This is a genomic window from Lactobacillus gasseri ATCC 33323 = JCM 1131, assembly GCF_000014425.1.
Classification (GTDB): domain Bacteria; phylum Bacillota; class Bacilli; order Lactobacillales; family Lactobacillaceae; genus Lactobacillus; species Lactobacillus gasseri.
The window spans coordinates 1,791,844-1,818,215 of sequence record NC_008530.1 but is presented as its reverse complement, the minus strand read 5'-3'; the positions used below and the strand labels follow the sequence as shown (position 1 = coordinate 1,818,215).

At 35.4% G+C, this 26,372-nt stretch carries 22 protein-coding genes, 2 tRNA genes, 1 rRNA gene, 1 pseudogene and 1 other annotated feature; of the genes and pseudogenes, 19 read left to right on the top strand and 7 right to left on the bottom strand.

What is annotated here, in order from left to right:
• Nucleotides 1-473 precede the first annotated feature (473 nt).
• Entirely contained in the window at nt 474-1,334 is an 861-nt protein-coding gene (locus tag LGAS_RS08995; protein ID WP_021314928.1) for a helix-turn-helix domain-containing protein, read from the bottom strand.
• Between the two features lie 101 nt (nt 1,335-1,435).
• Here LGAS_RS08995 and LGAS_RS08990 point away from each other — a divergent pair, with 101 nt between their 5' ends.
• Both LGAS_RS08990 and LGAS_RS09600 read left to right on the top strand, forming a co-directional pair.
• Nucleotides 1,436-3,013, top strand: coding sequence for an ATP-binding cassette domain-containing protein (locus tag LGAS_RS08990; protein WP_003657398.1), 1,578 nt, complete (start codon nt 1,436-1,438; stop codon nt 3,011-3,013).
• Complete coding sequence (locus tag LGAS_RS09600) at nt 3,014-3,184, top strand: hypothetical protein (RefSeq protein WP_003653134.1); 171 nt, start codon at nt 3,014-3,016, stop codon at nt 3,182-3,184.
• Between the two features lie 49 nt (nt 3,185-3,233).
• Here LGAS_RS09600 and LGAS_RS08985 read toward each other — a convergent pair whose 3' ends face one another.
• From LGAS_RS08985 to LGAS_RS08970, 4 genes are all read right to left on the bottom strand, one after another.
• On the bottom strand, nt 3,234-4,394 hold the full coding sequence (locus LGAS_RS08985; RefSeq protein WP_003653133.1) for a cation:proton antiporter: 1,161 nt from the start codon (nt 4,392-4,394) through the stop codon (nt 3,234-3,236).
• Nucleotides 4,395-4,442: 48 nt separating this feature from the next.
• Nucleotides 4,443-4,493, bottom strand: a sequence feature (sodium ion sensor (DUF1646 type); this cis-regulatory element may regulate processes involved in with the transportation of sodium ions).
• Between the two features lie 67 nt (nt 4,494-4,560).
• Nucleotides 4,561-6,438 (bottom strand): heavy metal translocating P-type ATPase, encoded by a 1,878-nt coding sequence (locus LGAS_RS08980; protein ID WP_003657400.1) that lies wholly within the window; start codon nt 6,436-6,438, stop codon nt 4,561-4,563.
• A 79-nt stretch (nt 6,439-6,517) separates the two neighbouring features.
• On the bottom strand, nt 6,518-7,006 hold the full coding sequence (gene cbpB / locus LGAS_RS08975; RefSeq protein WP_003648191.1) for a cyclic-di-AMP-binding protein CbpB: 489 nt from the start codon (nt 7,004-7,006) through the stop codon (nt 6,518-6,520).
• Between the two features lie 336 nt (nt 7,007-7,342).
• The gene (locus LGAS_RS08970) at nt 7,343-7,627 is read right to left on the bottom strand and encodes a hypothetical protein (protein ID WP_003653125.1); all 285 of its coding nucleotides are present in this window, start codon (nt 7,625-7,627) and stop codon (nt 7,343-7,345) included.
• Between the two features lie 298 nt (nt 7,628-7,925).
• Between LGAS_RS08970 and LGAS_RS08965 the strand changes: the two genes are divergently transcribed.
• The 10 genes from LGAS_RS08965 to LGAS_RS08920 all read left to right on the top strand — a co-directional run bounded on the left by LGAS_RS08965 (nt 7,926) and on the right by LGAS_RS08920 (nt 15,939).
• The gene (locus LGAS_RS08965) at nt 7,926-8,213 is read left to right on the top strand and encodes a hypothetical protein (RefSeq protein WP_003653123.1); all 288 of its coding nucleotides are present in this window, start codon (nt 7,926-7,928) and stop codon (nt 8,211-8,213) included.
• Nucleotides 8,214-8,215: 2 nt separating this feature from the next.
• Nucleotides 8,216-8,560: a hypothetical protein gene (locus LGAS_RS08960; protein ID WP_025012179.1), complete on the top strand. Its 345-nt coding sequence runs from the start codon at nt 8,216-8,218 to the stop codon at nt 8,558-8,560.
• Between the two features lie 376 nt (nt 8,561-8,936).
• The gene (locus tag LGAS_RS08955; RefSeq protein WP_003653120.1) at nt 8,937-10,088 is read left to right on the top strand and encodes a YncE family protein; all 1,152 of its coding nucleotides are present in this window, start codon (nt 8,937-8,939) and stop codon (nt 10,086-10,088) included.
• A 1-nt stretch (nt 10,089) separates the two neighbouring features.
• The gene (locus tag LGAS_RS08950) at nt 10,090-10,377 is read left to right on the top strand and encodes a hypothetical protein (RefSeq protein WP_003648197.1); all 288 of its coding nucleotides are present in this window, start codon (nt 10,090-10,092) and stop codon (nt 10,375-10,377) included.
• A gap of 137 nt (nt 10,378-10,514) precedes the next feature.
• Nucleotides 10,515-10,673 carry a teichoic acid D-Ala incorporation-associated protein DltX gene (locus tag LGAS_RS08945; RefSeq protein WP_003649824.1) on the top strand — a complete coding sequence of 53 codons (159 nt, stop codon included), beginning with the start codon at nt 10,515-10,517 and terminating at the stop codon, nt 10,671-10,673.
• A 20-nt stretch (nt 10,674-10,693) separates the two neighbouring features.
• A complete protein-coding gene (gene dltA / locus LGAS_RS08940) occupies nt 10,694-12,202 on the top strand; it encodes a D-alanine--poly(phosphoribitol) ligase subunit DltA (RefSeq protein WP_003648199.1) in 1,509 nt (502 codons plus the stop codon).
• Nucleotides 12,199-13,422 carry a D-alanyl-lipoteichoic acid biosynthesis protein DltB gene (dltB, locus tag LGAS_RS08935; protein ID WP_003657404.1) on the top strand — a complete coding sequence of 408 codons (1,224 nt, stop codon included), beginning with the start codon at nt 12,199-12,201 and terminating at the stop codon, nt 13,420-13,422. The genes dltA and dltB overlap by 4 nt, the downstream gene beginning before the upstream one ends.
• Before the next feature lie 30 nt (nt 13,423-13,452).
• Nucleotides 13,453-13,692 (top strand): D-alanine--poly(phosphoribitol) ligase subunit DltC, encoded by a 240-nt coding sequence (dltC, locus tag LGAS_RS08930; protein ID WP_003648200.1) that lies wholly within the window; start codon nt 13,453-13,455, stop codon nt 13,690-13,692.
• Nucleotides 13,685-14,986, top strand: coding sequence for a D-alanyl-lipoteichoic acid biosynthesis protein DltD (gene dltD / locus LGAS_RS08925; protein ID WP_003648201.1), 1,302 nt, complete (start codon nt 13,685-13,687; stop codon nt 14,984-14,986). Before dltC ends, dltD begins: the two co-directional genes overlap by 8 nt.
• A 26-nt stretch (nt 14,987-15,012) precedes the next feature.
• Nucleotides 15,013-15,939 carry a serine hydrolase domain-containing protein gene (locus LGAS_RS08920; protein WP_003648202.1) on the top strand — a complete coding sequence of 309 codons (927 nt, stop codon included), beginning with the start codon at nt 15,013-15,015 and terminating at the stop codon, nt 15,937-15,939.
• A gap of 238 nt (nt 15,940-16,177) precedes the next feature.
• Here LGAS_RS08920 and LGAS_RS08915 read toward each other — a convergent pair whose 3' ends face one another.
• Together LGAS_RS08915 and LGAS_RS08910 are read right to left on the bottom strand one after the other, a co-directional pair.
• Entirely contained in the window at nt 16,178-17,377 is a 1,200-nt protein-coding gene (locus LGAS_RS08915; protein WP_003653107.1) for an MDR family MFS transporter, read from the bottom strand.
• A 117-nt stretch (nt 17,378-17,494) separates the two neighbouring features.
• Nucleotides 17,495-17,731 (bottom strand): hypothetical protein, encoded by a 237-nt coding sequence (locus LGAS_RS08910; protein ID WP_003648203.1) that lies wholly within the window; start codon nt 17,729-17,731, stop codon nt 17,495-17,497.
• 167 nt (nt 17,732-17,898) lie between these two features.
• Here LGAS_RS08910 and LGAS_RS08905 point away from each other — a divergent pair, with 167 nt between their 5' ends.
• The 7 genes and pseudogenes from LGAS_RS08905 (at nt 17,899) to LGAS_RS08875 (ending at nt 26,342) form a co-directional block, all read left to right on the top strand.
• Nucleotides 17,899-19,218, top strand: coding sequence for a PTS transporter subunit EIIC (locus LGAS_RS08905; protein ID WP_003648204.1), 1,320 nt, complete (start codon nt 17,899-17,901; stop codon nt 19,216-19,218).
• Nucleotides 19,208-20,121 (top strand): annotated as a pseudogene (locus LGAS_RS08900) (alpha/beta hydrolase). The gene LGAS_RS08905 and the pseudogene LGAS_RS08900 overlap by 11 nt, the downstream one beginning before the upstream one ends.
• Nucleotides 20,122-20,374: 253 nt before the next feature.
• The gene (locus tag LGAS_RS08895; RefSeq protein ID WP_003657405.1) at nt 20,375-22,492 is read left to right on the top strand and encodes an ATP-dependent Clp protease ATP-binding subunit; all 2,118 of its coding nucleotides are present in this window, start codon (nt 20,375-20,377) and stop codon (nt 22,490-22,492) included.
• A gap of 127 nt (nt 22,493-22,619) precedes the next feature.
• On the top strand, nt 22,620-24,017 hold the full coding sequence (locus LGAS_RS08890; RefSeq protein WP_003657406.1) for an APC family permease: 1,398 nt from the start codon (nt 22,620-22,622) through the stop codon (nt 24,015-24,017).
• Between the two features lie 430 nt (nt 24,018-24,447).
• Nucleotides 24,448-26,020: ribosomal RNA gene (locus LGAS_RS08885) — 16S ribosomal RNA — on the top strand.
• Between the two features lie 142 nt (nt 26,021-26,162).
• Nucleotides 26,163-26,236, top strand: a tRNA-Ile gene (locus LGAS_RS08880).
• 33 nt (nt 26,237-26,269) lie between these two features.
• Nucleotides 26,270-26,342 (top strand) — tRNA-Ala (locus LGAS_RS08875).
• The last annotated feature ends 30 nt before the right edge of the window (nt 26,343-26,372 follow it).

Genomic DNA, 26,372 nt, shown 5'->3' with positions numbered 1-26,372 from the left:
ATGCAGTGGTCATTGTTGATTAAGGTTCCTATTTTAGTCATGTGTATTTCAGCATATCTATATTTCTGGTATGCAATTTTTAAAGAGATCCAAAATAGCCTATGAAAAATGTAAAATTAATCAGTTATTCTTACAGTGTAACAATAACTTTTACGCTACTAGCAGTGCTAAATTTGACATCATGGTGGGGAAGCTTTCCTTATCGTATGGTAATGGTATTAATGAATATAGTTGTTGGTGCGAGTATGGAATATTTAGTTAATAGATATTCTGTTACAAGGAGAATAAATTTATTTAAAGGGCTAGTAGATTTGGTATTATTGGTTACGAATATGGTCTGGATTGTTGCTACGATAATTTGATCGTATTTTATAGTTATAAAAAACGCAGCTTTAAACTGCGTTTTTTATTATGCCTATTAAGTGATCGTGACTATATATTGGGATTGTTTAAAAAGGAATGTAGACGCTATGTTAAAAATTGTATTTTTTTCGCTGAGCTTTTAAATACTTAAACATATCTAAGTAGGTGGTGGCTTGGACACTGCATCCTAAATCTAAAACTTCTGAAATTAATGTAAGTATTGGTTTGTCATCACTATTTTTCATGTAATCAATTGCCTTTTGCAAATAGGTCAAAGTTAGGGTAAAAAACATTAAATATTGTGGTAATTCGATTTTTTTAAGCTCTTTGACTAATTTTTGAGCGTAAGACAATTCATTAAGTGAAATCAGCCGTAAAATACCATCTGATAAACTTCCCATAATGATTTCTAAGTTAAAACTAGTTTCAGCTTCTTTAAGACGGTCAATATTACGAATGATTTGCATTGAACTACCATAAATTTGCTTAGGATTGAATAGAAAAATTGATGCACCAAATGCTGAAATATAGTATTGACTCCATAAATTGACTTTTGAAAAAATTGCAAAAAGCTTTTTTTGGTCAATAGGAGGCAAGTAATTTTTATGTTCGATGATAAAAAGTTGATTACATAGATTAGCGGCCATAAATAAGTCAAACTTATTATGATTTTTATGATACTTAGTTAGTTGTTTTTGTGTAACTCGTTTAAGAAACGGAATATTTTCTTTTTCAATAGCTTCAGAAAGCTCAGGATCTATTTCTGGCCGTGGTGAAAATTTGGACCAACCCATAAATTCATGACTAGTAATGTGAATTCTATTTAGTAAATTCATTGCCGTACTAAATTCAACCTCGACTTGATCATTTTCCCAGCGTGATAGTTTTGATTCTGAGCAGATTCCACGGCAGGCTTCTTTTTGCGTAATACCTTGTTCTAAGCGTAATTCTTTGAATTCATGACCATACATTTTTTCATTCTCCAAAAACTAACTTGCAGATCTGCAAGAGATTCATTTTTAAGTATAATCTCATCATATACTCTTATCAACAAGTTTAAATCGATGAGGGGATGAAGAAAATGCTGTTTAAGTATTCAAATAAATTTAGATTCGTATTGATGATTATCTTCGGCTTAATTGCTAGTTTTCAAAATATTATTATGGCCAATGTTGTGCAAACACTAACTAATATTGCTACTAATAAAAATTGGGATAAAATTGCGCAATTTTTGACTATTATCATTGCAGCATTAGTTGTTACCTTAATTGCAAGTCTAGTATTTAACAGATTGAAAACTAGTGCAATTAAGGAAACTAACACTTATTTAAGAACACATATTTTGGGTGGAATGCTAGAAGAGTCAAAAGACGAAAATAGTGATAGTTTAGGATTTTTAACTAATGATTTTAAACTACTTGAAACTAATCGTTTTAATGCTCAAATTGAAATTATTATGCAGATTTTTTCATTAGTATTAGCACTAGGCTATGCTTTAGCAGTTAATTGGCTACTTACATTACTATTCCTAGTTGGATCTTTTATTCCAATGATTGTTTCTAATGTTTTTCAAAAGCCGATTCAAGAATCTTCTGAAAAGTGGACTAGTGCTAATAGTAAGTACGTTAATCAGACTAAAAATTTCTTAGCGGGTGTTGAAACGCTACATTTATATGATGGTCAAAATCAGGCGGGTGCTAAAAATAAACAAACAATTTCTAAGCTAGAACAGGCATTGAGTAATATGAATCTCTTAAACCTTGATACGAACTCATGGATTAATTTTGTTGGGAATATTGTTACATTTTTGATGCCATTTCTATTTGGAATTTATTTAGTTGTAAAAGGACAAACAAGTTTAGGAGCTTTATTTGCAATTGTGCAATTAGCCAATTCATTTATAAATCCAATTTTATTTATCTTAGATGATAGAAGTAAACTGTCTACTACTAAGAAGATTGTTGAGAAGGTTAATGACTTTTTAGATAAAGAAACAGATCAAGAAAATAGTAAAGCTGTAAGTTTACAGGATTTACAAGTAGAAGATTTGATCTTAAAGAGAGATGGTAAGCAATTAGCTACTGGGATTGACTTAAACATCAAGTCAGGTAAGAAAATTGCTGTCATTGGACCATCTGGAGCAGGAAAGTCGACTTTATTGCAGTTCTTACTATATGGAAAATATGGAAAAGCAGAGGCGATTAGATTAAATGATAAAAGAGTAAAAGCTGGTACATTTCCAGACTTATTCTCATATGCAAGCCAAGCACCGGTTATTTTTGCGGATAGTTTATTGTTTAATTTAACCTTAGGAAAAAACATTTCCCGGGAAAAGGTAGAGGAAGTTTGCGATAAATTAGACTTAAATGGATTAATTAAAGAAAAAGGTTTTGATTATCAATTGGGGGAAGCAGCGGATAAATTATCTGGTGGACAATTAGCACGAATTGAATTAGCTAGAGCAATTTTAATGGAAAGACCAGTCCTATTACTCGATGAAATTAACGCTTCTCTTGATAAAAAAACTTCTGATATAATTCATCAATATTTGCTAGCTGCAAATTTAACTTTCATTGAAGTAATTCACCACTATGAAGAAGATGAGTTAAAGCAATATGACGAAATACTTGATTTAAAGGACTATATTTAGATGAATTGGAAAAAGACATTATTTAGCATTGGCATTATTGTAATTATATTAGTTGGAGGATGGACTATGTTTAATATAGCTAATCAAAAAGTGGTTAATCAAGATTATTCACTTTCTAAATTTACTAAAGTAGATATAGATATTCCAACAGGAAGTATTTCAATAAATTAGAATATGAAAAAAACGAATTAGCTACAATCACAGCTAATTCGTTTTTGCTTTAGTTATTCTTTACGCCACGCTTAATGTAGTAGTTCAAAATAAATGGTGAGAGGACAGTGGTGATAATAATTACCAAGATTAAACTTGAGTAAATATCTTCTGGGAAGAGATGGTGCGTAATTCCGATTTGAGCAACAATCAAAGCAACTTCACCACGTGATACCATCCCAGCACCGACAATGTTTCCTTCATTTTTAGTAAAGCCAAATAATTCACTTGAATATTTACCAGCCCAGAACTTAGACACGACAGCTAAAATTGTCATTACAATGATAAACCAAATATCTTTAATAAAGCTGGCGAATGTCATTGAGAGACCAATATTTACAAAAAATACTGGAATAAAAATTGAATATCCGATTGCGCTAACTGAAGATTGAACTTCTTTATATTGCGGAGTTTGTCTGATTGCAAGACCGCCAAAAAAGGCTCCTACAACCGCACTTAAGCCTACAAAATCTGCTGCCCAAGCCATTGATAAAGCAAGTACAAGTGAGCCAATAACTACAGCATAATCAACTTCAATCTTTTCAGCTAGTTTCATAAAATATGGAGCAATGAACTTGAAGATAATCCAAACAACGACGAAATAGATTACCTCAATTAATAAATTAAGAAAGAAATTATTAGTTAAACCACTTTTACCACCTTCATGGCTAAAGGTAGTAAATAAACTTAATACAATTACTGCTAAGATATCATCAACCACAGCTGCGCCTAAAATAGCTGTACCAGTTCGAGTATGAATTTGATTAGCTTCTTGCAATACGACAACTGAAATTGAAACACTAGTAGCTGCAAATACGATTCCAATAAATAGGGCTTCAAGGAAGTTCATTCCAAATAAGTAACTTGCAATCCCCATGAAAAAGACAGGCAAGATAACGCCAATTCCAGCAACAGTGAAACTTAGATTAAAATATTTTTTCAGTAAGTCTAAGTCACTTTCAAGACCAGCTAAGAACATCAACAGAATTACACCAAACTCTGAAAAAAGTGAAATAATTTCATTTGGTTTAACTAGCCCTAAAATGGCTGGACCTAATAAAATTCCTGATAATAATTGACCAATAACCGCTGGCATATTAAGACGTGAAAACAGTTGCCCTAATAATGTAGTAGCCAGCAGAATTAAAATTAATTCTCCTAAAAAGTGCATCTTCTCCAGCTTTCTATAACTTTGTGGTAAATAAAAAAACTTCCAAGCGCTTATTGACCCAAATAAGCAAATCTTGAAAGTTTTAAATAAAACCCAACCACTAATGAAAAATATTTAACTAAATTTTAGTTTAGCTAAAAACTTTCTTGGTTGCAAACTAGTTTTTTTATTTTTTTAATCCTGTTTGTTTAGGATTGGTTGGCTTAGTTTTAGCAAGAAGAGCAAGCAAGATAGTAATTAGGTCGACTACTTCTTGTAAGATCGCACCCCAGAATGCTGGAATGATACCGGTAAAGGCAATCAATTCAATTAAGATAACGATACAAATTGCAGTAATAATATCAACGTGGGCAACTTTCATTGTATGTTTAGAAATTGCGACCGCATCATTAACTTTAGAAATATCGTTAACCATAATAACTGCATCAGCACTTTCACTAGCAGCAGTTGCGCCTTTAGCACCCATAGCGATACCAACATCAGCAGCCATTAAACTAGGTGCATCGTTAACACCATCGCCAACCATGGCAACTGGTCTGAGGTTAGGTTTAACATCTCTAATAGCCTGAATCTTTTGAGCAGGAAGTAAATCAGCGTGAACTTCGCTTTCTCTAATTCCAGCTTCTGTAGCCACTTTATCAGCTACAGATCTACGGTCACCAGTTAACATCATAATTTGCTTGATGCCTTGACGGCGAAGACGAGCAATGGTTTCTGGTGTATTCTTTCTGATTTGATCTTGGAAAGTAATGTATCCAGCAAATTTATTGTCAATTGAAACAAAGACAGCTGTTGAATTAACAGTAATTTTTTCTTGATCGGGATCAACATAAGAAAGTTTACCAACTTTAACTAACTTACCATCTACTTCACCGCTAACACCCTTAGCAGTAGCTTCTTTCAAGTTGGTAACTGGTTTAATTAAGTTTTTATCGGTGCTTTTTACTAATGAAGTAGCGATAACATGACTTGATTGTTGTTCAACGCTAGCTGCCAAGCCTTGTAATTCTTCTTTTGAAATTGAGCTATCTTTTGCTAAAACAACTTGATCAATAACTAATTGGTTTTCAGTTAAAGTACCAGTTTTATCAAAAGCAAAAGTTAGGGTACGAGATAATTTTTCAAGCGTAGTACCAGATTTTACAATAATGTGGCTACGTGACATTGAACTCATGCCTGAAACCATTGCAACTGGTGCAGCAATTAACAATGGACAAGGCGAAGCAACAACCATAACTTGCGCAAAACGTAAGAAGTGACCTTGCCAACCTAATGCTGGATTAGTTACAGCAGAAGTAATCATGGCTGCAATACCAATAATTAAAGAAATAATGGTAAATGGTACTGCATAGCGGTCAGCCATCTTAACGAACTTAGCAGGTTTTGCTTCTGAAGACTTAACTAAGGCAACGATTGATTGATATTCAGAATCTTTAGCAGCCTTAGTAACTTTCATTTCTACTGCTGCATCCCCATTAATTGACCCTGACATTAAGTCATCGCCGACTTTTTTATCTACGGGAACTGATTCACCAGTTAATGAAGATTGGTCAAAGCTAGAATTACCTTTAATGATTTCTCCATCGACAGGAACTTGACTACCTGGCTTAATTAAGACCGTGTCGCCAATCTTTAAATCGTCGACTTTAACTTCTTCAATCTTTCCATTGACTAGCTTATCAGCAATTCTTGGTGAGTTTTGTAATAAAGAACGTAGTTCCTTGTCTGCTTGACTGGTAGCGTAGTCTTCAAGCGAGTCACCACCGGTAAGCATGATTAAGATCATCCAAGCTGCCCAGTAGTCGCCAACAATCATTGTTGAAACCACGGCAATAATTGCCAGGATATCTACGCCCCAGCGGCCTGATTCAAGCGTATGAATCATTTCACGGAGCATTGTAATTGCCATAAAAATTCCGAAGATATCAATTAAGATACCTGAGATTGGCCATGTACCAATTTTAGGAGCTCCACACAGAAAGTCTAAAATTGCTGCAATGACACCAATTCCGAGAATTGTAAAAAATTTCCATTGATGTCTCATTAGCTTTACCTCCAACTAATTTAACAAGTAATACTAAAACACTATTACTATACCACTTAATAGATTAAATTTAAGCGATTTAGTTTGTTTCGCTTGGCTTGCTCTTCTTAGTAATGTCATATTTATCATCAATTGAATGAGTTACGTAATTAAACGCCTTAATCCATTCTCTTCTTGTAAGTAATCCTTGAAAAATATTGTTGTCATTTACAACTGGAACAAAAGGATTGTCAACTAAAAGATGTAGCTGCGTCTCAAGATTAGTATGCGCAAAGTTGATCGTTTCAAAATCTGTTTGCATTACATCTTTGACTTTTAAGTCTGATAAAGGTTCGATAACGATATTATCAGGCGTTAGCATCTTATCTGTAATCATTGCCAAACTGATTAAACCCACTACTTTTTGATTCTTATCTAAAACTGGAATTTTTGAGTATTTCATTTTAGTAAGAATTAAAAAAGCATGGTAGAGTGGATTTTCATCTTCTACGAATGCAATTCTAGAGGCAGGGATGATAAATGAACCTGCTTTTTCTTCAATCAAAGATTGAATAGATGGTGAGAACATAATAATCCTTCCTATGCTTAAATAACTAATTTCTAAAATTTGTATTCCCTTTCACTTCTATTATAGGAAAGTCTTGGAAATAAGCCCACAAAAAAATCCGCGCTGGGAAAGACGCGGATTTTAGATATATAAGTATAGGATCAGTCAAAGACTGATAAATGTATTCAATCTACTTGGAGGAGTAAGAATGAAAATAAAAAGTTGGATGTTAATGCTAATAGCGATGGGGTTTTTGTTTTCCCCCGTTGCTATGGTTTATATATTAGAGGGAAAATGTGAACAAATTGTGACGTTTTTTATTAAAAAAGTTAAATTTGTTAAAGAAGTTGGGATAAATTATAAACTTGCGCCCCAAAGGTTGTTTCCTAACTCGTTTAGAGAGAGGAGTTTATGGTATAGCTTTTCTTCTTCAGGAGTAAAAGTGATATTATCAGAAAATTTTACAACTGGTGCGCGATTGAAGAAATATTGAAGCTGACCCGTGAAAGCAACGCCATTGCTTGATTTAATAGTTGCTAGACTGTCTGCAAGAAAGTTAGTAAATTCTGAACTTGGATTTGTTTCATTAAGTGAGTTTACTAAATCGGTCATTGTAGCAATAATTGTATCTTTAGAAACCATCTTTTTCACCTTCTGTATATTTCAACAAATTTAAGAATTCTTCTTTATAAGATAATCGTATTATGAAAGCTGACTTTATACAATTGTTTTTTGGTGAAAATGTATAATTGGTATGCTACTAATATTAACGTAGAATCCTAACGGATAAATCACTTGTACAAAAGTAGATAATATTGAAATATATATTTAAAAATTTAATTGATATTTATAATTGGTATGATAAAATTTAATTAGATGAAGGCGCTTTCTTAAAAAACAAACTTTTAAAACTTTTTTTCTAAACTTGGAGGTAAATATCATGAAAAAGAGTAAATTATTCTTAGCGACTGCATTTATTCCTGTTATGACAGGAGCTGCATTATACTTTAGCAGTAATACCGTTTCTGCTGCTACTCCCGGCTGGTATGATCCAATGCCGTGGGGATCAAACGTGGAATGTAGAAAGGGATATTCTTATGGACCAACTACACTAAAAAATGGTAAATGTAGAGTTAATTGGGGCGGTGTAGTAAGTAGTACAATTAATAATATGGCTAATAGTGCTGCCACAGGATTTATTAGTGGTGGTAGAGGGTGGCCAAGATAAATATGGAAGCAGAAGTTAAAGAAGCAATTGTATTGCTTAAAAATTTAGAGTATCAATTAAAACATGAGCCATATGGAGATTTAAATAAATTTACTGATTTTACTGAGTTATATCAAGTTATTGATGAAACAATATTTGATTTACAGAATAAGAAGTATGAGGGAATAACCTTATCTGTTCGAGTTGGAAAAACAATGAGCTACATTAATGACGCACTTGCTTTTAGAGGACTGCGTCTTTCTAAAAAACAATCAGAAGCATGGAATTTGTTTGTGCACCCAACCGATAAAAAATTACAAAAGAACGAGATAATATTCAAATTAATCAATCAATTTGGTATCTGGTAAATGCACAAGATTTTTTATAACAATCCTCAATACAAGAAAAGAGAATCCATAATCAGGATTCTCTTTTTTAATGCGTTAAAAAGAAAACGACCTATGCTGGGAAGTGCATAAGTCGTTTCAAAGATAGATAATCAGCCTTTAAGCTGATCTTGTTATTATTCAATCTACTTGGAGGAGTAAGAATGAAAATAAAAAGTTGGATGTTAATGCTAATAGCAGTGAATTATTATTAATCCACTACTACAATTAATATATTATAGTACAAACTAGAACCAAATATAATATACTTGCTTAATTTTTTATTTTCATATAGTAAATGGACTGTTCAGGTATAATATCGAATTAAGGAAGTTGTTTATTTAGGTAGGGAAAGCTAATGAAAAGATTTTTAAAGATTCTGTTTAAACTAATCTTAATTTTGGCAATTATTGCTGGGGTTAGTTATGGCGGTTACTATGGCTATCAGCAATATCAAAAGCGAGAACAGGCAAAAGCAACATTTACATCTAGACCAGATGTAGAAAAGGCAAAGGATGGTACAAGCATTAGCCCAGGTCATCATAATTTAGCCTATTTTAAGAAATTACTGAATGAAAAGTATCCTGATGTCTATAGTGCAGCCTATGAAACGCCACGTGCTAGTAAAATCGGTAGCAGTGTCGTAATCCCAGGACAAGTTGTAACGCCAAGCTATGATTTCAATAAAAAGAAGCTAACAGATGCCGATACAATGACCCCGCAAGGATTAACTGTAGCCGGTAAATATTTATTAATTACGGCCTATGATTCAACTCATACTCATCGTTCTGTAATTTACTGCTTAGATAAAAAAACTGGTAAGTATTTAAAGACCATTCAAGTTTCAGGAGCGCCGCATTTGGGCGGTATTGCTTATGATCCAGTTGCTAAAAATATTTGGGTAACAGGAAGTCAAGACGATTCTTCAGCCCTAATGTCCTTTTCATTAAAGAAATTAGAAAAATACAGTTATAATAAGAAAAAGCAACCTATTAAATATGATAATGTAATTGCTTTGCCAACAATTGAAAGGGCATCTTGTGTAACTTATTACGACAATCAGTTGTTTGTTGGCTTTTTTAATACAGATGGTCAAGGACAAATTGCTAGTTATCCGATTGCCCGTTCAGGGAACTTTAAAGGAACAATCACTAGTGACCAAATTAAGGCAGTAACTGGTCAAGTATCTTGGGCCTTAGGTTCTGGAAGTGCTTCAATGGATCGACAGATTCAAGGAATCGCCTTTTATCAAAACTGGATTATTTTAAGCCAATCTTATGGAAGCAAGGACTCTAAGTTATACTTTTTCCCAATTTCAGCTTTGAACTATCTAGATGAAGGAAATGCAGAAAAAGTTGTAGTTATGCCGCCATACTTAGAACAAATTTATGTTCAAAATGGTCAGCTACTAATGTTATTTGAATCTGGTGCCAAGGCGTATGCACGTGATCAAATTATGATTGTCGACCGAATTTTATCAGCGAATATTAATGCCTTACTAGGGGGTTAAAATGGTTAAAAAGATAGCTTTTTGGGTACGATTAGCAGGCTGGAGTGGCTTGGTATCAGGAAGCAGTGTTTTAATGCTGTATCAATATTCACATAGCAGCTTGTTTTTAATAAACCTAATTACAATTGTTTTATTCTCAGCCTATGCTTTAACAACTGCCAATGATAAAAAGTGGGAAAATCCTGACTGGCTTTTAAAGGTGATTTTAGTAGTCTTAGTGTTTGTTTCGATTTTACCGACTATTTTTTTAGGAATTGGTTATTTTATAGAAAGAAAACGTAATCAATAATAGCGAACTATCCATAACTAAGGCTATTTTTGGTATAATTACTTCTGTTCATGCTATTTTTCTAAGAAATAGTAAAAATGTTAACCTGTTTTATAACAATGTTGTAAAATTTAGAAAAAAGATTACGAGGTGTAAGCATGGCAGAAAATAAAGATAAGCAAAATAATACAAAGAAAAAAGAAATCGGCTTATTTATTGCTAAAACTCTCTTTTACTTTGCAGTGCTTGTAGTGCTAGTTTACTTGTACTCATATAGCGGCATTGGGGCTGCAAAATTTATTTATAAAGATTTCTAGAACTGAAAGGGTCGCATTAAATGATTAAAGATGTAATCAAGACAATCGATCAAATTGCTACTGAAGATCCAAACCGAATCGCCTATGATTATCTTGGCGAAACTAATACTTATGGAGACTTGAAAGCTCGCTCAGATGCATATGCAGCTAAGATTAGCGAATTAGATCTTCCTGAAAAAGCCCCAGTAATGATTTGGGGTGGTCAAACCTTTGAAATGATTGCCAGTTTTCTTGGTGCTGTAAAAGCGGGACATGCTTATATTCCGATTGCTAGCTATTCTAATAGTGAACGTTTGTTAATGATTCAAGAGGTTTCTGAATCTCCATTGGTAATTGCAATTGATAAGCTTCCAATTGAAATGGAAAATATCAAAGTTTTAACTCCTGAGGAAGTTTCTAATAATCACACAGCGGTTGATCAAAGTAAATTTGTAAGTGGGGATGATAACTTCTATATTATCTTTACTTCAGGTACTACCGGTAAACCTAAAGGTGTGCAAATTAGTCATGATAATTTACTGAGCTTTGTAAATTGGGAGTTAAATGACTTTTCACTTCCAGATCAACCTAGTTTTTTAGCACAAGCTCCGTATTCTTTTGACTTATCTGTTATGAGCCTATATCCTGCTTTAACTGCAGGCGGCAAGCTAGTAGTATTACCTCATGATGTAACTGAGAATTTAGGTCAGTTATTTAAGACTTTGCCACAATTAAAATTTAACGTTTGGGTTTCAACACCATCATTTGTAGAGATGAGCTTTTTGGATCCAACTTTTGATGCAAAGCACCATCCGGAATTAACACATTTTCTATTCTGCGGTGAAGAATTAAGTCATAAGACAGCTAAAATGCTTAAGATGAAATTCCCAGATAGCCATATTTTCAACACTTACGGTCCTACAGAAACAACTGTTGCTGTTACTCAAGTAGAAATTACTGATGATGTTTTGAATAAGTATGATCGATTACCAATTGGGGTTTCTAAAGAAGATACTAAAATTTCAATTGATACTTCAAAAGGTGAAGAAAAGGATCAAGGCGAAGTTATTATTGAAGGACCTAGTGTTTCAAAAGGATATTTAAATAATCCAGAAAAGACTAAGGCTGCTTTCTTTAAAGATAGAGAGCATGCAAGTTACCGTACTGGGGACTTAGGATTTTTAGATGGCAATATGCTCTTTTATCGCGGAAGAATTGATTTCCAAGTTAAGTTCAATGGTTACCGAATTGAGCTAGAAGAAATTAACTTCTATCTTGCTAAGAATCCATTAGTACGTTATGGCGTTGTTGCTCCTAAATACAATAAAGAACATAAGGTTCAACAATTAGTGGCTGTAGTTGAATTAGCTGATGGAGTACGAGAAAAGTACGATGATGCTGAATTGACTAAAAAGTTACGTGAGTCTTTAAGTCAAGATATTATGCCATACATGCTTCCTCAACGCTTTATCTACCGTGATGAAATGCCAATTTCTCAAAACGGTAAGGTAGATATTAAACAAGTAATTAAGGAGGTAAATAACGCGTGATCAACATTCAGCCATATAGTAATCCGCGTTACTTCGTCATTCTTTTTATTGCGCTGTTGCCATTAATTATTGGTTTGTATCATGGTCGGCGCTTTAAGACTTATGAAGCTTTCGTTTCATTACTATTTTTGTTTTTGATGTTTAATGGTAAAGACTGGATACAGGGAGTTCAACTGATTGGATATATTATTTTCCAATTTTTAATTACTTTTGCTTATCAAAAATATGTTAATTCTGGAAAGAATAAAACCTCTGTTTTTTGTTTAGCCGTTATCCTGGCAATTTTACCTTTAGCAGCAGTAAAGATTGCGCCTTTAGCACACAATAAGACTGCTGATTTAATTGGGTTCTTCGGAATTTCATATTTAACTTTTAAGACAGTGCAAGTTATTATGGAACTTCGCGATAAAACTATTAAAAAAGTCGATCCAATTACATATGCAAGATTCCTGCTCTTCTTCCCAACTATTTCTTCGGGTCCTATTGATCGTTATCGGAGATTTAAGGAAGACTATGATAAGGCACCAGAGCGAGACAAATATATTGAAAACCTAAAATTTGGGACAAGATATATTTTCCAAGGATTTTTGTATAAATTTATTATTGGCTATATCTTTGGTACCTTATGGTTGCCGCAATTAGCTAAAGATGCACTGTTTTATGGTCAAGCCAATGGTGGTCTACGTTTATCTTGGGCTCTTCTTGGTTATATGTACTGCTACAGTATGTACCTTTTCTTTGACTTTGCGGGATATTCTTTATTTGCTGTTGGTACTTCATATTTCATGGGAATTAGAACTCCGATGAACTTTAATAAACCATTTATTTCTCAAAATATTAAAGATTTCTGGAATAGATGGCACATGACTCTGTCGTTCTGGTTCCGTGACTTTATCTTTATGCGTTTTACATTCTTTGCAATGAAGCATAAATTGGTAAAGAATAGAATTAGATTATCGCAAGTCGCATATTTAGTAGATTTCTTAATTATGGGCTTCTGGCATGGCTTAACGTGGTACTATATCGTATATGGTATTTACCATGCTTTGGCAATTATCATTAATGATATTTGGCTAAGATTTAAGCGTAAGCACCGTAAGCAAATTCCACATAATAAGTTTACCCAGTGGTTTGCGATCTTCTTAACATTTAATGTTGTTTGTTTCAGTTTCCTAATTTTCTCAGGTTTCTTGAGTACATTATGGTTTGGCTGGAAGTAATTTATTATTTTTGAAAGGATTTTCTTAATTATGGATACAAAGCAAGCTGTTTTAGATATTTTAAATGAATTAACTGGTGAAGATTTAAGTGATCAAATGGATGAAAACATTTTTGAAAATGGTTTGTTAGATTCCATGGCAACTGTTCAAATGTTACTTGAATTGCAGGATAAATGTGGTGTTACTGCACCAGTTTCAGAATTTCACCGTGAAGATTGGGATACTCCAAATAAAATCATTGCAAAGGTAGAAAGCTTAAGAAATGAGTAATAAACGCAAACTGTGGCAGATTTTTGGCCCAGTTCTTTGTGCTTTCATTTTGCTAGTGATCTTATTTTTGATTCCATGGCAAAATGGTGAAAAGTCGGATAATGCCTTATTTAAAGCTTCAGTTTCACAATCTCAGACTGTTTTCAAGGGGCAATCAATTAAGCAAGCGGCTTTTGAAAAAGGCTATGTTCCATTTTATGGCTCTAGTGAATTGTCAAGAATGGATGCTTTGCACCCAAGTGTTTTAGCTTATAAATATAAGAGAAATTATCGACCTTTCTTATTAGGAGGACCGGGAAGTCAATCATTAACCCACTTTTTCACTATGCAGGAAACAGTAAATCAACTTTCTAACAAGAAGGCTGTATTTATTATTTCTCCGCAGTGGTTTACTAAGCAGGGACAAAATCCAGCTGCTTTTGGCATGTACTTTTCTCAGCTTCAAGCTGTTGACTGGATTTTAGGTGCTAAAGATAGCGTTGCTACGCGCTACGCTGCAAGACGGCTATTAGATATGCCTGCTGGAACTGCTAGTGAAACTACGAAGTATGCTTTAATGACATTAGCTTCAGGACAGAAATTGTCTAAGTATCAAACCCTATATTTGAAAGCTAGACGTCGGATGCTAGCTAATGAGGATAACTTCTTTTCTTCGATAGGGATGACTAATAATATTCCTAAGATTCAAAAAGAAGCTGGTAAATTACCGGGTACTTACGCATATGATAATTTGCGTCAATTCGCTAATGAACAAGGTAAGCAAGGTACTACTAACAATAAATTCGGTATTTCTAATGGTTTCTTTGATAAGAAGCTAAATAATAAGCACTTAAAGAAGTTAAAGAATTCCCAAAGAAGCTTTGACTACACTAAGTCACCAGAATATGCTGACTTTGAATTAGTATTAAATGAGTTAGCTCATGAACATGTGAATGTTTTGTTTATTATCCCACCTGTTAATGAAAAATGGGCTAAGTACACCGGCTTGTCTCAAACAATGTATCAAGAGTGCGTTGCTAAAATTACTAAACAACTTACCTCTCAAGGCTTTAACAATATTGCTGATTTATCAAAAGATGGTGGAAAGAAATTCTTCATGGAAGATACGATTCACCTCGGCTGGAATGGCTGGCTAAAAGTAGATCAATACGTGAAGCCATTTATGGAAGAAAAGAATCATCCAGTTAATTACAAACTTGATAGTTACTACTTCACTAAAGCTTGGGGTAATAAATCTGACGTAAAAATGCCAAGTACTAAAAGTAAGGCAGCGGCAGATATAAAAAAAAACTAGCACAGGCAGGGATTATTGGTAACGTCTTGGCGATTAAGAATAATAAAGTAATTCTCAATGAGTCAACTGGCTATGCCAATATCAGTAAAAAAGTCCGTAATACACCAAAGACTGCTTTTTTTATTAATTCAGTCAATAAAGTTTTTACTGGTACTTTGGTCATGAAACAGGTTGAGCGAAAAAAGCTTAAGCTTAGTGATAAATTATCAAAATTTTATCCTCAAGTCCCGCATGCTAATCAAATAACGATTGAGCAGCTTCTAACTATGGAGGCTGGTTTACGCGGAAAAGATGAGTCGAATTACGGGACTCCTGTCTTCAAAAACAACCAAGCAGGGATTAAATATGACATCAAGCACAATGTGATTTTTGATAAACGACACTATAATCAACGCGTCTATTCATCAATTAATTATATTTTGCTGTCAGGTATTTTAGAAAAAGTAACTCATCGTACTTATGAAAGCCTTGTGAAAGATACCTATATTAAAAAACTAGGTCTGTCTGAAACTGAATTTTATTGGGATATTCCTAAGAATAAGCAAATTAAGGTTGCAATCCCTTATACCAAGAGTTCCCAAGGATATTTAGTACCGCACTTTATCTCAGCTGATAAGGTGCATGGAGACTTAGGAGCAGGATGTTTGGTAATGTCCAATAAAGACTTGTATCGAGCTACTAGTGCTATTTTAAATGGAGAAATAATCAAACCTTCTTCAGTGCAAAAAGTATACACTCCTGCCGATCCTGCTAAGTATAATGCTGGTTTTTACAATTTCCCTGATTTTCATTCTTCAAATGGCTCTGGAGATGGTTACACAACGTACTATCGAATTTCTAATGATACAAGGGATGTATTAGTGATTCAGTCTAATTATCCGGTTAAGGATTATTTTAAGGTAAGACAGATGTGTAATGATCTTATGGAAAATCTGATAAAGGCTGCTTCATAGAGATGGAAACATGTTTTCCATCTCTTTTTTTGCTATTTAAGCATCGCTAAAACTGGTTGTGCAAGTATGATTGCTGTGCTAATATTTACCTGTACCGTTGTAACAAAGTGCGTTTTCTACGGTAGCGAAAACGTAGCTTTTTATTTGGTCAGAATAACGGTACCTAACACTGTGTGAGCCTGATTCCGATGTTGGTGGAATTAGGCTTTTCTTGTAAAATAGATAAAATAAAAGATCGCTATTTAGCGATCTTTTTCTTGTTATAAGCATTAATCAGTGCAAATAGAAGAACGGAAATTAAAACTAAAATGGTACAAAAGATAAATAAAACCAAGTAGGAAAAATTATCGATTACTAAGGCACCAATTAGTGGCCCTAAAGCACGACCAGCTGAAGTAATTGATTGAACAATTCCTTGATATTTTCCCTTATCTTTATTAGTGGCCCGATCATTAACGAAAGTGGAAACAGCAGGAAAGGCTAAAATTTCACCACAAGTCAGGACAGCCATAGCTAAGACAAAGCTAAAATAGTGACTTGCCCCGATTAGCAATAAGAAAGCTAATCCAAATAAACTGAAACCAATATATAAACGACCGTGTAAGTGCTGGGTTAGCCAATCGTCGAAGTAAGTTAAAAGAGGCTGAATGAGTACGATTAAAACAGCATTTAAAGTCCAAAGCAAACTGTATAAACGTACACTCATATGTAAGCCTAACATGTAGGAAGAAATGTTTGAGTTCCATTGTTCATATGCAATCCAAGCTGCTAGAACACAAACTAAGATAGAAAAAATAGCTTTTTTTGCACCATAGGGAATCTGTTCTTGATATTCTGATTCAGCTACTTTTTTACCTTTAGCAGCATGAGCCTGATTTAAACCGCGATATTCAAGAAAGACTACGATACTTAAAAATGCAAACATAATAAAGGCAAGTAGGAAAATATAAGTAATGCCGAAGGGTAAAATAAATCCAACCATTAACGAGCCAAAGACTAGTCCCAAGTTTTGTGTGAAATATAAAACGTTAAAAACATAAGAAGCATTTCGACTCCTAATTAGAGTCGCAATAGAATTTAAACCAGTAACTACGATCCCATTACCTAACCCTAAAGTAATTAACAAGATTGGATAGGCTGGCCAGCCATGAAAGAGGACCAATAAGAAAGTGGATAATGTAGAAATGCTTACGCCAGTTAAAAGTGTTTGATATGGATGCCACTTATCAAATAAAAAACCACCTAGTGCATTTCCTACCATTGTAAAAGCGGAGTTAATAAATAATACAATCCCAGCTATAGTGAGCGTTTCGTGAAGATAATTGTGAATATAAATTGTAGTTAGTGGCCAAATAAAACTAACGCCAGTATTGATGATTAGAGAACCAGCAAATAGCCAAATTAACTTAATAGGGTCTAGCGCATGCTTTTTTAACATGTGTGTTCCTCCTTTTAAATTAAGATTTATCGTATAAAAAGAAGCTGACAATTGTCAGCTTCTTTTTAATAATGCTACTTTCATTTTGACCTAAGATAGTCTTTTATGCAATCGATATTAAGCATCACCATTCATCCAGCTGCTATTAAAGTTACGAAGAACTTCATCTGCTGGAAAAGCATCCTTTCCTGTATGCTTCATTGCCTCATGGACTTGCTTTTGTGTTAAATGATCGCAAATGTAATATTTAATTGCTTCATTAATTACTGAGTCCCAATCTTTTTCAGAGTGATTTAGGTAGTAATTGAGTAGACGGTCAGTTTCATCATTAATAGAAAAACTTCGTTTAGCCATAATTTTTCTCCCTTGTTATCTTCTTCATCATTATATCATGTTCTCTCTTAAATCAATGATTCCTAAATTTTGTATTTTTTGCGATATTTTAATGAAAAATGATAGGTTTCTTTCTATATTTAATTTAAACTAAAGGATAGACTTAAAGGACTAAGGATTAGTGAAATATGGAGAAAGTAATTTTTAAAACTATCGTTCGACTTCGGAGACTAGCATTTTTTAGAGTGGCAGATCGAACTTTGATGATGTTAATGCCTTTAGCTGTTGTCGGTAGTATTTTCCAATTTTTATGGCAGAGTGTTTTTTCACCTACAAGTTTAATATCAAATATTTTCTATTTTGATAAATGGTTGCCTGACCATTTATTTAATGCGGCATGGTATTCTTGTCAAGGCGTTACCAGTGTAATATTTGGCACTTTTGGTTTGTTTACCGCTTATTTTTCAGCTCAATATACTGCTCGTCTGTATCAAAAAGATGCTCAAATGGCTGGAGTTTCAGGAATGTTAGCCTTGCTTTTGTGCGCGTATCGTTTTAGGGACACGAGAGATTTTCAGCTTTCCTTTAATTGGCGTTTTTTAAATATTAATAGCTTTTTATTCGCCCTTTTAATAGGATTTGGTACTGGGCTTATTTTTAGATTTTTAGGAGTCGAATATCACCATCGGCATACAGAGAGCGCACAGCAAATTAAGCAAAGAGCCTTTGATTCTTTCCGTCCGATGCTTGCAACTTGGGTAATTGGCTTAATAGTTGGTATTTTAACTAGTTTGGTTCATGTGCGTGTAGTAGCGACTAATTTTTATCAATTTTTTCAAAGTCAAGGTCAGAACAATTTAAACTTAGGAGTATTTATTCCTTTATTACTCCTAGCACTACTACTTAACTGGCTAGGAATTGGTCAGCCGCTAGCTTCTTTGACGGCAGGGAGCGATAGTGCGACCAATGTTGCTAATCTGAACTATGCTTTAACTCATGGCTCAAGCTGGAATGTACCTAATCCTTATGTGGGGAATTCTTTATATCAATCTTATGGAAGATTTGGTGGGAGCGGCTTAACTTTAGTTTTATTAATTGGTATTTTAATTTTTATTAAAAAAAGCAGCATTGTTAGAGTGGCACGTTGGAGTTTTATACCGACATTATTTGGTTCTAATCAGGGTGCTTTTCTAGGTATACCGATTATGCTTAATCCACTATTCTTATTTCCATATGTAGTTTTACCAGTTATGAATATGCTTTTAGCTGCTAGTATGATTGCAATTCATTTGGTTCCTGCCTCAGCTTATAATGTCTTATCTGGCACACCAGGCCCTTTAGTAGCCTTTATTGCTACAAATGGAACGTGGCAAGCTTTAGTATTTTCAATGCTACTATTTGCCTTAGATATTTTGTTATATTTACCGATCATTAAAATGTCTAAGGATGTCCAGGATGAAATTGATTTGTTAAATGATGAGGAGGCGGTGTATAAACATGTTAAATAGAAAAAAGGTATCCAAAAACCGCCTACTTTTATTAGGAACATTTATTTTTTTAATAGTTTTGTCCATTCCAACTTTTTTCTGGATCAAAAGTGCCAATCATGATTTAGCTGAGAGACGAAAATCACAAATGTCACCAGTCATTATGATTCCCGGCTCTAGTGCCACGACTGAACGGTTTAATGAATTAGTTAATTTACTGAATAAAGGTACTTTTAAAAAGCATAGTTTACTGAAAATTCAGGTTAAAAAAGATGGAACGCTAAAATATAGTGGAAAAATCAATCGTAATGATAATGAACCCTTTATTGTTGTAGGTTTTGAAAACAATCATGATGGCTATGCTAATATCAAAAAACAAGCTGGTTGGTTTGATGAAGCATTTGCGCAACTTAGTCAGCAATACAAATTTAATAATTTTAAGGCTTTTGGTCATTCTAATGGGGGATTAATTTGGACTTATTGGCTAGAAAATTACTATGATGATTATAGTGATGAAATTCGTATCAAGAAATTAATGACCTTAGGTACCCCGTATAACTTTAATGAAAGTAATATTGATCATAAGACGGAAATGCTAAATGATTTTATTAAAAATCGAAAGAAAATACCAGAGAACTTAGATGTGTATTCTGTATCAGGTGGACAAAATTATGAATCTGATGGATTAGTGCCAGAAAGTAGTGTGGCTGCAGGAAAATATATTTTCCAAAATCAAGTAAAGCACTATACTACAATGACTGTTACTGGAGCGGATGCTCAGCACTCTTCATTGCCGCAGAATAAACAAGTAGTTCAGCTGATTGAACAGTATCTGCTTGAAAAGATAGTGGAGATAACGTGCAAGGAAATGGTCAAAAACCAAGAGGAAGTCGAAAAAATCAAAATAAAAATCAAAATAATTAAAAGATTGGAAAAATAATAAAAATAAATAATTTAGAAACAAAACTAACATACTAATTCACAAATTATTTAGGCACAATGTACTTTAAAACATACATTGTGCCTATTTTATTCACAAATTAAAATAATCTGTGGAAAAAATATGATATAATATTTGGCTTTCTGTGGATAACCTGTTATAATAAAAAATGTGAGTAGTTAGCACTCATTAGTTGTAAGTGCTAAAATTTTTGAGAATATGAGGAGTGTGTAAAGCATGGCATACTTTGACAATGGAAACTACAATTTTGACGATTTGTTTAATGAATTAAACAGAGACTTTTTCAATGATGGAAGAATGTCTAATGGTCAACAACCAATGAGATATAGTGCTGGTCAAGCACCACAACAAGGAGCACAAAATGGCCAACAACAAAAGGAAAAGCCAATTGGTGTTGATTTAACTGAACAAGCTAAAAAGGGTAAATATGATCCTGTCATTGGACGTACAGCTGTTATTGACCAAGTTATTGAAATTTTAAGTAGACGTAAGAAGAACAATCCTGTTTTAACTGGACCTGCTGGTGTTGGTAAAACTTCAGTAGTTGAAGGTTTAGCTCAAAGAATCGTTGATGGAGACGTTCCTGAAAAACTTAAGAACGCCCACATCATTGAATTGAACATTAATGAGTTAGTTGCAGGTACTTCTCTTCGTGGTAGTTTTGAAGAAAAATTAAAGAAGATTATTGATAAAGCTAAAGGCGACAAGAACGTTATTCTCTTTATCGATGAATTACATAATATTGTTGGTGCAGGTTCTACTGATTCAGAAAACAATTCTGGGGATGCTGCTAACATTTTGAAGCCAGCATTAGCAAGTGGTGAAATTCGTGTAATTGGTGCAACTACTACTAGTGAATACCAACAAATCGAAAAGGATCCAGCTTTAGCTAGAAGATTCCAACCAGTTCAAGTACCAGAACCAACGATTGAAGATGCTGTTCAAATTTTGAAGGGCTTAGCTCCAAGATATGAGAAGTATCACAATGTAAAATACGATCCAGAAGCATTAAAGCTTGCTGCTGAACTTTCAAACCGTTACATCAATGATCGTCATTTGCCAGATAAGGCCATTGATTTAATGGATGAAGCTGGTGCTAAGAAGTCTTTAGGAATGGATCAAAAAGATGAAACTTCAATCAAAAATAAGATTCATGCCTTAGAAGGTAAAAAGGCAGAAGCAGCTAAAAATGAAAAATACGATGAAGCTGCTAAGCTTAAGAAAGAAATTGAAGATCTTAAGAAAGACCTTAAGACTGCAGGCAAAGCTAGTGAACTTAAAGTTACACCAGAAGATATGTACTCTTTGATTCAAACTAAGACTGGTATTCCAATGAGCGAAATTAATGCAAATGAAGCTCAAAAGAATGCTAACTTAGCTGCTGACTTGAAGAAAGTTGTTATTGACCAAGATAAGGCTATTGATATCATCACTGATGCAATTGCTCGTAAGCAAGTATTTAAGGATTCTAACCGCCCAACTGGTTCATTCTTACTTACTGGTCCTACTGGTGTTGGTAAGACTGAATTGGCTAAGCAATTAGCAATTAAGTTGTTCGGCAAGGCTGATGCTTTAGTACGTTTGGACATGTCAGAATACCAAGACCAAATGGCTGTTAACAAGTTAATTGGTTCAGCACCAGGTTATGTTGGTTATGGTGAAGGCGGACAATTAACTGAAAAGATTCGTCACCAACCATATTCATTGATCTTGCTTGACGAAATTGAAAAAGCAAACCCACAAGTCTTTAATGCCTTACTTCAAATTATGGATGATGGTCGTTTGACTGATGCACAAGGCAGAACAATTTCCTTCAAGGATACTATCATCATCATGACTTCAAACGCTGGATACTCTGATAAGTTACTCAAGGGCGATGATCAAGATGCTTTACGTAAGGCACTTGAAGTTTACTTCAGACCAGAATTCTTGAACCGTCTTGATGCAATTGTGCCATTCAATTCATTGACTAGTGAAGATATGCTTAAGATCTTAGACCTTTACTTAGCTAAGATGGAGAAGTCTCTTGCTAAGAGAAACATCAAACTTCACGTTACTGCTGATGCTAAGAAGTACTTGGCTAAGAAGGGATATGATAAAGAATTTGGTGCTCGTCCATTAAGAAGAGTTGTTGAACAAGATCTTGAAACCCCAGCTGCTAAGTTAATTGTTTCTAAGCCTGATACTAAGGAAGTTAAGTTCACCATTGACGATAAGCACTTATACTTAAATGGTGAAGTACTTGAAGATGTATTGCTTGATAAAGAAACACGCGAACAAGAAAAGAAAGACGCTAAAGAAGCTGAAAAGGCAGATAAAAAAGAAAATAAATAGTTAATACTATTTTGAAAAGAGACGACGAATTAATTCGTCGTCTCTTTTTTTAATTAATTTTAATTATAGGGTAGAAATCCCGACGAAATCAGGTATAATAATTAAAAATAAATTAAGGAGAATTGGGATGAAAAATTTCTTTAAGAAAGTTCCAGTAAATACTTTTTTAAAAGCGGATTCTCGATTAACTAGACATTTAAATGCACGCGATCTAGTTGCACTGGGAATTGGAGCAGTTATTGGAACAGGTATTTTTATTTTACCTGGTCATGAAGCAGCTCAGCATGCTGGACCTGCTGTTGCAATCTCGTTTTTATTAGCGGCAATTGTTTCTGGTATGGTTGGAATGGCATATGCAGAGTTTTCTTCTGCCATGCCAGTAGCTGGATCTGCTTATTCTTTTGGCTCAGTGATTTACGGAGAAATTGTTGGCTGGATAATCGGATGGGGACTTCTACTAGAATATTTCTTGGCTGTCTCTGCCGAAGCAACAGGTTTTGCTTCTTATTTTAATAATAATATTTTAGCGCCAATTGGTATTCACTTGCCTAAGGCTCTTGAAGCGGGACCAATGGAAGGCGGAGTAATTAATCTTTCTGCAGTTTTGATTGTTTTAATTGTAGCTCTAATTTTATATCAAGGCGCTAATTTATCGAAGCGTGTAGAAAACATAGCAGTAATTATCAAGGTTGCGATTATCATTTTGTTTATTGCGATTGGACTGTTTTATATTAAGGCAGAAAATTATGTTCCTTTTTATCCGAAGAAATTTCAAACTCCTCCATTAGGAATGGGGGGAATTTCTACAGCAGCAGCGACAGTGTTCTTTGCCTTTATTGGCTTTGACGCTTTAGCAGCTAATAGTGCTGAAACTAAAGATCCTGCTAAAAATGTAGTTAAAGGAATTATGGGAACGGTAATTATTGCAGTATTACTTTATGTGAGTTTCTCTTTAGTTCTGACAGGGATGGTCAACTATAGGCAATTAAATGTTGACGATCCAGCAGCATATGCACTGAAAGTTGTTGGATTAACTGCCTGGAATAAGTTGATTACAGTTGGAGCATTAGTGGGGATTTTTACAGCAATGATTACAATGCTGCTGGGTGGATCAAGACTGCTCTATGCTTTGGGAAGAGATGGATTGCTGCCTGACTCCATGGGAAGCGTGCATGCTAAAAAGATGATTCCTGATCATGCTGTAATTGTTTCTACAGTAGTAGCAGCTATTTTTGCTGGATTAGTCCCATTGATGGAATTAGCGTCCTTAATAAATGCTGGTACTTTAATTGCTTTTGCTTTAATATCTTTTGGGATTATTCCGCTTCGTCATAGAAAAGATATTGTAAATAATGGATTCAAAATGCCACTTTATCCAGTTTTACCAGTCATATCTGGACTGTTGAGCGTATATTTCATCTGGATGCTACCAAAGATGACAAAAATTATGGTAGGAATTTGGCTAATAGCTGGAATAGTTGTATATGTAACGTATGGTGTAAAACATTCTAAGTTACAAAAATAGTAAAAGGTCTCATTTTGTGGGACCTTTTTTAGCACTCAAAAAAAATATTGCTAATTTTTAGAAAAAAGGGTTGACGAAAAGGAGAAAAGTCTGTAAAGTAATACATGCTGTTTGAGGCAAGCGCGAAGCAGAGGCAGGAAGCCAAGCAAAGAGCTTGTCAAGGGAGCAGAAAGATGATAATATTATAAAGCTGTCATTTGAGAAAGATGAGGGGCAAGAAAAATAACTTGTCAAAGCTCAAGAGACATGATATAATATAAAAGTTGTCACACGGCAACGGTAGTACCTTGAAAACTGAACAAAGTTTCGCTGAAAGTGTGCGGGATATAAAAAATCCCAAACAAAAGCGAAGTCAATTCGCAAGCAATAAATTTGAGATAACTCAAAGAAAGTTTTAGAGCTAAACGATAAAAAGCTCATTTTCAAGAAGGAAAATGAGAGTTTGATCCTGGCTCAGGACGAACGCTGGCGGCGTGCCTAATACATGCAAGTCGAGCGAGCTTGCCTAGATGAATTTGGTGCTTGCACCAGATGAAACTAGATACAAGCGAGCGGCGGACGGGTGAGTAACACGTGGGTAACCTGCCCAAGAGACTGGGATAACACCTGGAAACAGATGCTAATACCGGATAACAACACTAGACGCATGTCTAGAGTTTAAAAGATGGTTCTGCTATCACTCTTGGATGGACCTGCGGTGCATTAGCTAGTTGGTAAGGTAACGGCTTACCAAGGCAATGATGCATAGCCGAGTTGAGAGACTGATCGGCCACATTGGGACTGAGACACGGCCCAAACTCCTACGGGAGGCAGCAGTAGGGAATCTTCCACAATGGACGCAAGTCTGATGGAGCAACGCCGCGTGAGTGAAGAAGGGTTTCGGCTCGTAAAGCTCTGTTGGTAGTGAAGAAAGATAGAGGTAGTAACTGGCCTTTATTTGACGGTAATTACTTAGAAAGTCACGGCTAACTACGTGCCAGCAGCCGCGGTAATACGTAGGTGGCAAGCGTTGTCCGGATTTATTGGGCGTAAAGCGAGTGCAGGCGGTTCAATAAGTCTGATGTGAAAGCCTTCGGCTCAACCGGAGAATTGCATCAGAAACTGTTGAACTTGAGTGCAGAAGAGGAGAGTGGAACTCCATGTGTAGCGGTGGAATGCGTAGATATATGGAAGAACACCAGTGGCGAAGGCGGCTCTCTGGTCTGCAACTGACGCTGAGGCTCGAAAGCATGGGTAGCGAACAGGATTAGATACCCTGGTAGTCCATGCCGTAAACGATGAGTGCTAAGTGTTGGGAGGTTTCCGCCTCTCAGTGCTGCAGCTAACGCATTAAGCACTCCGCCTGGGGAGTACGACCGCAAGGTTGAAACTCAAAGGAATTGACGGGGGCCCGCACAAGCGGTGGAGCATGTGGTTTAATTCGAAGCAACGCGAAGAACCTTACCAGGTCTTGACATCCAGTGCAAACCTAAGAGATTAGGTGTTCCCTTCGGGGACGCTGAGACAGGTGGTGCATGGCTGTCGTCAGCTCGTGTCGTGAGATGTTGGGTTAAGTCCCGCAACGAGCGCAACCCTTGTCATTAGTTGCCATCATTAAGTTGGGCACTCTAATGAGACTGCCGGTGACAAACCGGAGGAAGGTGGGGATGACGTCAAGTCATCATGCCCCTTATGACCTGGGCTACACACGTGCTACAATGGACGGTACAACGAGAAGCGAACCTGCGAAGGCAAGCGGATCTCTGAAAGCCGTTCTCAGTTCGGACTGTAGGCTGCAACTCGCCTACACGAAGCTGGAATCGCTAGTAATCGCGGATCAGCACGCCGCGGTGAATACGTTCCCGGGCCTTGTACACACCGCCCGTCACACCATGAGAGTCTGTAACACCCAAAGCCGGTGGGATAACCTTTATAGGAGTCAGCCGTCTAAGGTAGGACAGATGATTAGGGTGAAGTCGTAACAAGGTAGCCGTAGGAGAACCTGCGGCTGGATCACCTCCTTTCTAAGGAAGGCGAAAGATGATGGAGAGTGCGAGAGCACTAAAGAGAAGTCATCGAGAAAGCCAAGCGGAAGCACACTGAGAAACTTTGTTTAGTTTTGAGGGTATTACCTCAAACAACTTGAATAACAAGCCAAGCACAATCGGGCCTATAGCTCAGCTGGTTAGAGCGCACGCCTGATAAGCGTGAGGTCGATGGTTCAAGTCCATTTAGGCCCATTCAAAGTGAAAGCTTTGATAAAAGGCAATGATGGGGGCTTAGCTCAGATGGGAGAGCGCCTGCTTTGCACGCAGGAGGTCATCGGTTCGATCCCGTTAGCCTCCATTGAGACTGTTGTGTCTCAAGGGTTAGTAC

Excerpts from the sequence above, each read along its gene's own strand:
- LGAS_RS08985 (WP_003653133.1), bottom strand. The coding sequence starts at position 4,394 with ATGCACTTTTTAGGAGAATTAATTTTAATTCTGCTGGCTACTACATTA.
- LGAS_RS08960 (WP_025012179.1), top strand. The coding sequence starts at position 8,216 with ATGGAAGCAGAAGTTAAAGAAGCAATTGTATTGCTTAAAAATTTAGAG.
- LGAS_RS08915 (WP_003653107.1), bottom strand. The coding sequence starts at position 17,377 with ATGTTAAAAAAGCATGCGCTAGACCCTATTAAGTTAATTTGGCTATTT.
- LGAS_RS08955 (WP_003653120.1), top strand. The coding sequence starts at position 8,937 with ATGAAAAGATTTTTAAAGATTCTGTTTAAACTAATCTTAATTTTGGCA.
- dltA (WP_003648199.1), top strand. The coding sequence starts at position 10,694 with ATGATTAAAGATGTAATCAAGACAATCGATCAAATTGCTACTGAAGAT.
- LGAS_RS08965 (WP_003653123.1), top strand. The coding sequence starts at position 7,926 with ATGAAAAAGAGTAAATTATTCTTAGCGACTGCATTTATTCCTGTTATG.
- cbpB (WP_003648191.1), bottom strand. The coding sequence starts at position 7,006 with ATGTTCTCACCATCTATTCAATCTTTGATTGAAGAAAAAGCAGGTTCA.
- LGAS_RS08910 (WP_003648203.1), bottom strand. The coding sequence starts at position 17,731 with ATGGCTAAACGAAGTTTTTCTATTAATGATGAAACTGACCGTCTACTC.
- LGAS_RS09600 (WP_003653134.1), top strand. The coding sequence starts at position 3,014 with ATGAATTGGAAAAAGACATTATTTAGCATTGGCATTATTGTAATTATA.
- LGAS_RS08905 (WP_003648204.1), top strand. The coding sequence starts at position 17,899 with ATGGAGAAAGTAATTTTTAAAACTATCGTTCGACTTCGGAGACTAGCA.
- LGAS_RS08895 (WP_003657405.1), top strand. The coding sequence starts at position 20,375 with ATGGCATACTTTGACAATGGAAACTACAATTTTGACGATTTGTTTAAT.
- dltC (WP_003648200.1), top strand. The coding sequence starts at position 13,453 with ATGGATACAAAGCAAGCTGTTTTAGATATTTTAAATGAATTAACTGGT.
- LGAS_RS08950 (WP_003648197.1), top strand. The coding sequence starts at position 10,090 with ATGGTTAAAAAGATAGCTTTTTGGGTACGATTAGCAGGCTGGAGTGGC.
- LGAS_RS08890 (WP_003657406.1), top strand. The coding sequence starts at position 22,620 with ATGAAAAATTTCTTTAAGAAAGTTCCAGTAAATACTTTTTTAAAAGCG.
- LGAS_RS08995 (WP_021314928.1), bottom strand. The coding sequence starts at position 1,334 with ATGTATGGTCATGAATTCAAAGAATTACGCTTAGAACAAGGTATTACG.
- dltD (WP_003648201.1), top strand. The coding sequence starts at position 13,685 with ATGAGTAATAAACGCAAACTGTGGCAGATTTTTGGCCCAGTTCTTTGT.
- LGAS_RS08990 (WP_003657398.1), top strand. The coding sequence starts at position 1,436 with ATGAAGAAAATGCTGTTTAAGTATTCAAATAAATTTAGATTCGTATTG.
- LGAS_RS08945 (WP_003649824.1), top strand. The coding sequence starts at position 10,515 with ATGGCAGAAAATAAAGATAAGCAAAATAATACAAAGAAAAAAGAAATC.
- LGAS_RS08970 (WP_003653125.1), bottom strand. The coding sequence starts at position 7,627 with ATGGTTTCTAAAGATACAATTATTGCTACAATGACCGATTTAGTAAAC.
- LGAS_RS08980 (WP_003657400.1), bottom strand. The coding sequence starts at position 6,438 with ATGAGACATCAATGGAAATTTTTTACAATTCTCGGAATTGGTGTCATT.